This window comes from Inquilinus sp. OTU3971 (genome assembly GCF_038440215.1).
Genome location: NZ_JASATH010000262.1, coordinates 1 through 8,761, shown reverse-complemented (window position 1 = coordinate 8,761; position 8,761 = coordinate 1). Strand labels below are relative to the sequence as shown.

Here is an 8,761-nt window from a genome sequence, read left to right as displayed (position 1 = left end):
CTCCCCCCCCTTTTTCCCCCCCCCCCCCCCGGGGGGGGGGGGGGGGCAGGGGGCGGGGGCTGCGCGCGTCCGCGCGCGAATGGGCAGGGCACCGAAGTCGCCATCCGTGCCGGCTTGTGACGGTCCAGGCCGGATCGAGCCGAGAGAACCCCCTCCCCCTACCCCCCTCCCGCAAGGGGAGGGGGGACTCAAAAAGGGCGATGTATAAATGCCGGAGTCAGGCCTGTTCAGACGCCCCAGCGCGACACCTCGCGCTCGAGCGTCTCCCGGTCCGCGGGGTCGAGGGCCGGCAGGCCCGGCAGGCGCACCGCGCCGGCCGGGAAGCCGAGCAGGCCCAGCGCCTCCTTGACCACGGTGACGTTGGCGCCGTTGCCGTAGCGGGTGCGCAGCGTCTCGAAGCGGGCGATCTCGCTGACCAGGGCGCGGGCCTTGGCATAGTCGCCCGCCTCCAGCGCCGCGTGGATGGCCAGCGACCGGGCCGGGTCGACATTGACCAGGCCGGAGGTGAAGCCGCGGGCGCCGAGGGCGTAGAAGGGCGCCGCCCAGCCCTCGGCCAGGCCGCAGACCCAGACGGCGGTGCCGGTGTCGCTAGACCGCACGCATTCGGCCAGCAGCATCAGGTTGGTGGTGGCGAACTTCACGCCGACGACATTGGGGTGGTTGGCGACCGACAGCAGGTCGTTGAGGCCCATGGCGTCGGACCGGACATAGGCGACCAGCGGCAGGTCGACCGCATCCGCGATCGCGCGGAAATAGGCGGCCTGCGCCTGGGGTGCGGCAAAGGGGTCGAGTGGCTGGTGCGACATGATCGCGTTCGCCCCGGCCTCCCTGGCGCGGCGGCCCAGCGCGATCGCCTCGGTGAGCGACCGGCCGATGGCGGCGACGACATTGCTGCGGCCCCGGGCGGCGGCCACCGCCGTGTCGTGCACCAGCCGGACCTCGTCGGGCGACAGGGCGTAGAACTCGCCGGTGTTGCCGGCGGCCACCACATTATGGATGCCGCCGGCGACGATGCGCTCGACGATGCGGCCGGTCAGCGCCGCGTCGACGCCGCCCTCGGCCGTGTAGGCGGTCGCATGCACGCCCGAGATGCCGCACAGCGCGCGCCGCAGGCCGGATGCCTGGGTCGTTGGGGTGTCCATTCTCAGCTACTCCTTCCGGCGCGCGAACGCCGTCTGCACATGTTGTCGGCCCGACCGCACGATGTGGTCGCGCATCGCCCGTTCGGCCGCGTCCTCGTCGCGCGCTTCGAGGGCCGCGAGGATGCTCAGATGCTCGTTCAGCGCGCGCTCCCGCTCGTCCGGATCGTTGAGCAGGAAGCGGCGCGTCGCCTTGTCGTAGACCAGCTGGCCGGCCAACAGGCGCTGCAGGTAGCGGCAGCCGGACGCGGCGTGGATGGTATCGTGGAAGGTCTCGTTCAGCGCGATCAGCCGGCGCACCGCGCCCGCCGCCGTCGCCTGGCGCATGCTCTCGCCGACCGCGCGCAGCTCCGCGATCTCCGAATCCGTGATCCGCGCCGCGGCCAGGCGGGCGATCATGCTCTCCAGCGCCGCGCGCGCCAGCGCCATCTCCTCGGCCTGGGCCGCGTCAAAGGTGATGCGGATGCCGCGGCGCGGCTCGGTCCGCACCAGCCCCTCCAGCTCCAGCCGGCGCAGCGCCTCCTTCAGCGGCGTGGTGCTGACGCCCAGCTGCGCCGCCGCCTGCCGCTCGTTCAGGAGAGAGCCGGTCGGCAGCTGGCCGGAGATGATGGCCTGGCGCAGCTGCTCGTGAACGTGCTCGCGCAGCCCCTTCAGCATGTTCGGATCGAGGGATGGCAGGGGGCGGTGCACGCTGTCCTCTTGCTGGATCCGGCGGCTTCCGACGCCGGCGATTTCTTGAGACTTGATATATCAGGTCTCATGAGGTTAAGTCTAGCCGCGAGGAAGCAACAGGGCCTGGGAAGGATACGCGGCGTGAAGATCGACCGTCTGCGGACCTATATGACGCGCGACAAGGATCGCCCACGTCTGCTCGTCGCCATCGACACCGATGACGGCCTCACCGGCTGGGGCGAGTGCTACAACCACGGGCCCGACCGGGCGCTCGCGCCGCTGCTGGAGTACCTGTTCACCTTCCTGCAGGGGCAGGACCCGCGCCGGATCGAGTACATCGTCCAGTACCTGATGCAGCAGACGCGCTTCCCGCCCGGCGCGCTGACCCTGGCGGCGATCTCGGCGATCGACCACTGCCTGTGGGACATCTCGGCCAAGGCGCTCGGCGTCCCGGTCTACATGCTGCTCGGCGGCAACGCCCGCGACCGCGTGCGCGTCTATGCCGGCGTCTACACCGCGCCCGACGCGCCGGCCGCGCGGGAGGAGTTCGATCGCCTCAACGAGAATTGGGGCCTGACCGCCTTCAAGCTCAGCCCCTACCGCATCAACATCTACGAAAACCGCTGGGGCGAGGTGGTGCGCACCAGCGCCGAGTATTTCCGCTCGCTGCGGGAGACGGTGCGCAGCGACTACGAGATCGCCTTCGACGCCCATGCCCGCATCTTCGAGCCGCACCAGGCGGTGCAGCTCGGCAACGCGCTGGCCCCCTACGACCCGCTGTTCTTCGAGGAGCCGATCCGGCCGGAGAATGTCGAGGTCTGGGGCGACATCAAGCGGCAGATGGCCTGTACGCTGGCGACCGGCGAGTCGCTGTACAACCGCTTCGAGTTCCTGCGCCTGCTGTCCCATCGCGGCGCCGACATCATCCAGCCCGACATCTGCGTGGTCGGTGGCCTGTTGGAGATGCGCAAGATCGCGGCGATCGCCGAGGCGCATTACGTCACCGTCGCGCCGCACAACCCGATGGGCCCGCTGGCCACGGCGGTGAACCTGCATTTCTCCGCCGCCCAGCCGAATTTCCGCATCCTCGAATACCGGCTGCCGCACGGTCCGAACTACACGTTCCAAGCCGGGGGCGAAGCGGGCGGCGGCGCCGAGCGGAACGACCCCTCGGCCGGCGCCTGGTACGTGAAAGACCCGTATCTCCCGCGCGGCGGCTATCTCGAGCTGCGCCCCGACCGGCCGGGCTGGGGCGTCGAGATCGACGAGGAGGTGCTGAAGACCGACGGCTACGTCCATTGGGAGCGGCGCGTCGGCCGTCGCCCCGACGGATCGTCGGCGTTTCCGTAACTACCAAGAAGGCGGGCATCCGCCGCAACGGGGAGGACGAGAATGAGACTGTCCCTACTGGCCGCGACCGCGGCCCTGGCGCTCGCCTTCGGTGTGCCCGGCGCCCAGGCGGCGTCGCCGGCGAACGCGCTGGTGATCGGCACGCAGCTCAGCGCCGTGCCCTCGCTCGACCCGGCGGCGATCAACGCCCGCACGGTCTCCGAGATCGTCTCGAATCTCTACGACAACCTCGTGATGGTGACGCCGGACGACCTCGGCACGATCCGGCCGATGCTGGCCGAAAGCTGGGTCGTCTCCGACGACAAGCGCAGCATCACCCTGACGCTGCGCCAGGGCGCCACCTTCTCCTCCGGCAACCCGGTGACGGCCGAGGACGCCGCCTGGACCATCCAGCGCGTCATCAAGATGGGGCAGGTCGGGTCGACCGACATCGCGCTCTGGGGCTTCACCAAGGACAATGTCGACCAGCTGGTCCAGGCCAAGGACGAGCGGACCCTGGTGATCAGCCTGCCGGAACCGGTGTCGACCGACCTCGTGCTCTACTCGCTGGCCGGCGCCTCGCTCGGCATCATCGACAAGAAGACGGCGCTGGAGCATGAGCAGAACGGCGACCTGGCCCAGAACTGGCTGAAGGCCAACAGCGCCGGCAGCGGCCCCTACAAGCTCACGACCTGGCGGCCGAACGACATCCTGCTGTGCGACGCACGGCCGGACTATTGGGGCGGCGCGCCGGCGATGAAGCGCGTGGTCATGCGGCACGTGCCGGAATCCGGCAATCTGCGGCTGCAGGTCGAGGCCGGCGACATCGATATCGGCCAGTACATGGCGAACAGCGACATCGAGGCGCTGAAGGCCAAGGGCGCCGTGGTCGACCCCGGGCCGGGCCTCGGCTTCTACTACATGGCCATGAACACGCAGGACCCGGACCTGGCCAAGCCCAAGGTGCGCGAGGCCTTCCAGCACATCATCGACTGGAAGCCGCTGGCCGAGACCACGATGAACTTCAACGGCTTCCCGTGGCAGTCGATCATCCCCAAGGGCATGCCCGGCGCCCCGACGGGCGAGCCGACCGGCTACCAGTACGACCCGGAGCTGGCGAAGAAGCTGCTGGCCGAGGCCGGCTATCCGGACGGGCTGAAGAAGACGCTCTACCCCTCGGGCGACGCGCTCCTGAAGATGGCGGTGGCGTTGCAGGCCAGCGCCAAGAAGGCCGGGGTCGAGTTCGAGGTGGTGCCCGGCGAGCACGTGCCGGATTTCCGCGCCCGGAAGTACCAGGTGCTGGTCGGCAACTCCGGCTCGCGGCTGCCCGATCCCTTCGGCACGCTGGTGCAGTACGCCTACAACCCGGACAACCGCGACGAGGCGAAGCTCGGCGGCTACTACCTCTGGCGCACGGCGCTGGACGCGCCTGAACTGACCAAGCTGGTCACCCAGTCGAAGAGCGAGACCGATCCCGCCAAGCGGGCGCAGCTGTTCACCGAGATCGACCAGAAGTTCAAGGAGATGGTGCCGTCGCTGGTGATCGTGCTGCAGCGCACCGACCCCTATGTCATCCGCCAGGGCGTCAGCGGCTATGCCGGCAACCCGACCTGGTCGACGCGCTGGCACGACGTGAAGAAGAACTGAGTCTCGTTGGGAGCAGGCCTCAATGTTTTCATACCGTCATGGCGAGCCCCGAAGGGGCGTGGCCATCCAGGGCCGCTCGCATCGGCCCCTGGATGGCCACGTCGCTGCGCTCCTCGCCATGACGGCGGCAGGCATGAGTTGCCAGCAGCGCAACTGGGCTTATGAGGCTGTCAGCCCATGACGACGATCGACACGTTCAACCGGCCGGCGCGCTTCCTGCGCATGCGGCGCCTGTCGGGCCGCACCCTGTCGGTCGTCGTCACCCTGATCGGGCTGATGCTGCTGACCTTCTCGATGGGCCGGCTGCTGCCCGCCGACCCGGTGCTGGCGGTGACCGGGTCGGAGGTCGACAAGGTCACCTATGACCGGGTGTACCAGGAGCTCGGCCTCGACCAGCCGGTGTGGTGGCAGTTCCTGTCCTATGTCGGCCGGGTCGCGACCGGCGACATGGGCCGGTCGCTGACCACCGGCCAGCCGGTCTCGGCCGACCTGCTCAGCGTCTTCCCGGCCACGATCGAACTCGCCTTGGTCGCCATCCTGTGCGGCACGCTGGTCGGGGTGCCGCTCGGCGTCGCCGCGGCGGTCAACCGTGGCAAGCCGATCGACCATGTCGCCCGGGTGATCGGCCTCGCCGGCCATTCGGTGCCGATCTTCTGGCTCGGCCTGATCGCCCTGATCCTGTTCTACGCCAAGCTGCAATGGGTCGCGGCCTCGGGCCGGATCGACATCCTGAACGAGGGGCTGGTGCCGCCGATCACCGGGCTCTTGCTGCTCGACACGGCGCTGCAGGGCGAATGGGACGTGTTCCGCGACGCGCTCGACCACATCATCCTGCCCGGCGCCGTGCTCGGCTACTACTCGGTCGCCTATATCAGCCGCATGACCCGCAGCTTCATGCTGGAGCAGCTGGGCCAGGAATACATCGTCTCCGCCCGGGCCAAGGGTGTGTCGCGCCGCCGGATGATCTGGGCCCACGCCTTCAAGAACATCCGCGTCCAGCTGCTCACCGTCATCGCGCTCACCTTCGGCGGGCTGCTCGACGGTGCGGTGCTGATCGAGACGGTATTCGGCTGGCCCGGCCTCGGCCAATACCTCACCCGGGGGCTGAAGATGAACGACATGAACGTGGTGATGGGCGCGGTGCTGCTGATCGGCATCACCTTCCTCGTCATCAACATCGTCTCCGACCGCCTCTACCGCATCCTGGACCCGCGCACCCGATGACCGCGACCTTCAGCGCCCCCCATGGCGGGCTGCGTGCCTGGCTCAGGACGGATGCGCCGCGCACCGTCTTCCAGTCGGCGATGCAGCAGCTCTATCGCGGCTGGCGGCGCTTCGCCACGCATCCGCTCGGCCTCGCCGGGCTCGCCGTCATCCTGCTGCTGATCGTGGCGGCGATCGCCGCGCCGTGGCTGACCTCCTACGACCCGATCGCGCAGGACATGGTCAACCGGCTGCAGCCGCCCTCGGCGGCGCACTGGTTCGGCACCGACGAGTTCGGGCGCGACGTCTTCGCCCGCGTCGTCTATGGCGCGCGGACGACGATCTACATCATCCTGCTCGTCACCGTCATCGTCGCCCCGATCGGCCTGCTGATCGGCGCCTGTGCCGGCTATCTCGGCGGCTGGGCCGACGAGGTGCTGATGCGGGTCACCGACATCTTCCTGTCCTTCCCCGGACTGGTGCTGGCGCTGGGCTTCGCCGCTGCGCTCGGCCCCGGCATCACCAACGCCGTCATCGCCATCGCGCTGACCGCCTGGCCGCCGATGGCGCGGCTGGCCCGGGCCGAGGCGCTGAGCCTGCGGAAGGCCGACTTCATCGCCGCGGTGCGGCTGCAGGGGGCGTCGAAGACCCGCATCATCACCCGCCACATCCTGCCGATGTGCCTGCCGTCGCTGGTGGTGCGCCTGACCCTGAACATGGCCGGCATCATCCTGACCGCGGCGGGCCTAGGCTTCCTCGGCCTCGGGGCGCAGCCGCCGCTGCCGGAATGGGGCGCCATGGTCTCGACCGGGCGGGAGTTCATGATCGACTGCCCCTGGGTGATCACCGCGCCCGGCATCGCCATCGCCGTGGTCAGCCTCGCCTTCAACCTGGCCGGCGACGCGCTGCGCGACGTGCTCGACCCGAGGTCCGGCGAATGAGCAACCCCCTGATCGAGGTCCGCAACCTCGGCATCGCCTTCGGCCGCGGCGCCAGCGCCGTGCCGGTGGTGCGCGGCGTATCCTTCACCCTCGGGCGCGAGAAGCTCGGCATCGTCGGCGAATCCGGCGCCGGCAAGTCCACCGTCGGCCGCGCCCTGATGCGGCTGCTGCCGCCGGGCGCCCGGGTCACCGCGGATCGAATGGCCTTCCGCGACACCGACCTGCTGGCCGCGAGCGAGCGGCAGATGATGGATCTGCGCGGCCGGCGCATGGGGCTGATCCTGCAGGATCCGAAATACTCGCTGAACCCGGTCGTCCCGGTCGGCGAGCAGATCGCCGAGGCCTGGCGGTTGCACCACAAGGGACCGGCCCGCGAGGCGCGTGAGCGCACCCTGGCGATCCTGGAGGCGGTGAAGATCCGCGATCCCGCCCGGGTCGCGCGCCTCTATCCGCACGAGATCTCGGGTGGCATGGGCCAGCGCGTGATGATCGCGATGATGCTGATCGCCGGCCCGGACGTGGTCATCGCCGACGAGCCGACCTCGGCGCTCGACGTCACCGTGCGGCTCGAGGTGTTGCACCTGCTCGACGAGCTGATCGAGAGCCGCGGCCTGGGGCTGATCCTGATCAGCCACGACCTCAACCTGGTCCGCCGCTTCTGCGACCGGGTGGTGATCATGTATGCCGGACGGGTGATGGAGACCCTGCCGGCCGCCGATCTGGACCGGGCGGAGCATCCCTACACCCGCGGGCTGCTGGCCTCGCTACCCTCGATCCACCGCAGCCAGGACCGGCTGCCGGTGCTGCGCCGCGATCCGGCCTGGCTGGCGGGGGCTGCGGCCCCGACGGGGGCGACGCCATGATCGAGGTCCGCGATCTCGCCGTGCGCTTCGCCGCCGACGCGCCGCCGGCGGTGGCCGGCGTCTCCTTCGCCGTCGCGGCGGGCGAGACCTTCGGCCTGGTCGGCGAATCCGGCTGCGGCAAGTCGACGGTGCTGCGCGCCTTGGCCGGTCTGAACACCGACTATGGCGGGGAGGTGCGGCTCGACGGCACGGTGCTGCCGGCCGTCCGGCCGCGCGGCTTCTTCAAGCGGGTGCAGATGGTGTTCCAGGACCCCTACGGGTCGCTGCATCCGCGCCAGACCATCCAGGCCCAGCTGCTGGAGCCGCTGCGCAACCAGGGGCTCGTTCCGCCCACGGATGCGGTCGGCGCGGCGCTGGACTCGGTCGGCCTGCCGCGCACCGCCGCCTTCCGCTACCCGCATCAGCTGTCCGGCGGCCAGCGCCAGCGTGTGGCGATCGCCCGCGCCCTGATGCTGCAGCCGGAGGTGCTGCTGCTGGACGAGCCGACCTCCGCGCTCGACGTTTCGGTGCAGGCGGAGATCCTGAACCTGCTGATGGACCTGCGGGCGCAGCGGGGCCTGACCTATATCCTGGTCAGCCACGACTTGGCCGTGGTCGCCCATATGTGCCACCGCATCGCGGTGATGCAGGGTGGCCGCATCGTCGACGGCTTTGACGCGGCCACGCTGCGCGCCGGCACGCCCGCGCACCCCTACACCCAGGAGCTGCTCACCGCCAGCGAGGCCTATGGCGAGGCGCCGGCGGCCTGAGGTCTCACTGGAGCGTGGTGGTTTACAGGATGCCGAACGTCTTCGCGGTGCCTCTCCCGCAAGCGTTACGACATTCATGCATCGCGTTTTTTGAGTCCCCCCTCCCCTTGCGGGAGGGGGCAGGGGGAGGGGGTTCTCTCAGCTCGAGCCGGCCCAGATTGTCGCAAGACTGGCGGGGGGGCGAGTTCGGTGCCCTGCCCATTCGCGCGCGGACGCGC

8 protein-coding genes are annotated in these 8,761 nt (G+C 69.9%); 6 read left to right on the top strand and 2 right to left on the bottom strand.

Annotated elements, in window-relative coordinates:
- Window positions 1-227 precede the first annotated feature (227 nt).
- Complete coding sequence (locus AAHM41_RS36870) at window positions 228-1,142, bottom strand: dihydrodipicolinate synthase family protein (RefSeq protein ID WP_342241620.1); 915 nt, start codon at window positions 1,140-1,142, stop codon at window positions 228-230.
- A 6-nt stretch (window positions 1,143-1,148) separates the two neighbouring features.
- Entirely contained in the window at window positions 1,149-1,829 is a 681-nt protein-coding gene (locus AAHM41_RS36865) for a GntR family transcriptional regulator (protein ID WP_342241619.1), read from the bottom strand.
- 123 nt (window positions 1,830-1,952) lie between these two features.
- Between AAHM41_RS36865 and AAHM41_RS36860 the strand changes: the two genes are divergently transcribed.
- From AAHM41_RS36860 to AAHM41_RS36835, 6 genes are all read left to right on the top strand, one after another.
- Window positions 1,953-3,161, top strand: a complete 1,209-nt coding sequence (locus tag AAHM41_RS36860; protein WP_342241618.1) for a mandelate racemase/muconate lactonizing enzyme family protein — start codon at window positions 1,953-1,955, stop codon at window positions 3,159-3,161.
- A 42-nt stretch (window positions 3,162-3,203) separates the two neighbouring features.
- On the top strand, window positions 3,204-4,787 hold the full coding sequence (locus tag AAHM41_RS36855; protein ID WP_342241617.1) for an ABC transporter substrate-binding protein: 1,584 nt from the start codon (window positions 3,204-3,206) through the stop codon (window positions 4,785-4,787).
- Window positions 4,788-4,964: 177 nt separating this feature from the next.
- Window positions 4,965-6,011, top strand: a complete 1,047-nt coding sequence (locus AAHM41_RS36850; RefSeq protein ID WP_342241616.1) for an ABC transporter permease — start codon at window positions 4,965-4,967, stop codon at window positions 6,009-6,011.
- Complete coding sequence (gene nikC, locus AAHM41_RS36845) at window positions 6,008-6,931, top strand: nickel transporter permease (RefSeq protein WP_342241615.1); 924 nt, start codon at window positions 6,008-6,010, stop codon at window positions 6,929-6,931. Before AAHM41_RS36850 ends, nikC begins: the two co-directional genes overlap by 4 nt.
- Entirely contained in the window at window positions 6,928-7,794 is an 867-nt protein-coding gene (locus AAHM41_RS36840) for an ABC transporter ATP-binding protein (protein ID WP_342241614.1), read from the top strand. The genes nikC and AAHM41_RS36840 overlap by 4 nt, the downstream gene beginning before the upstream one ends.
- Window positions 7,791-8,543, top strand: a complete 753-nt coding sequence (locus tag AAHM41_RS36835) for an ABC transporter ATP-binding protein (RefSeq protein WP_342241613.1) — start codon at window positions 7,791-7,793, stop codon at window positions 8,541-8,543. Before AAHM41_RS36840 ends, AAHM41_RS36835 begins: the two co-directional genes overlap by 4 nt.
- Window positions 8,544-8,761 lie beyond the last annotated feature (218 nt).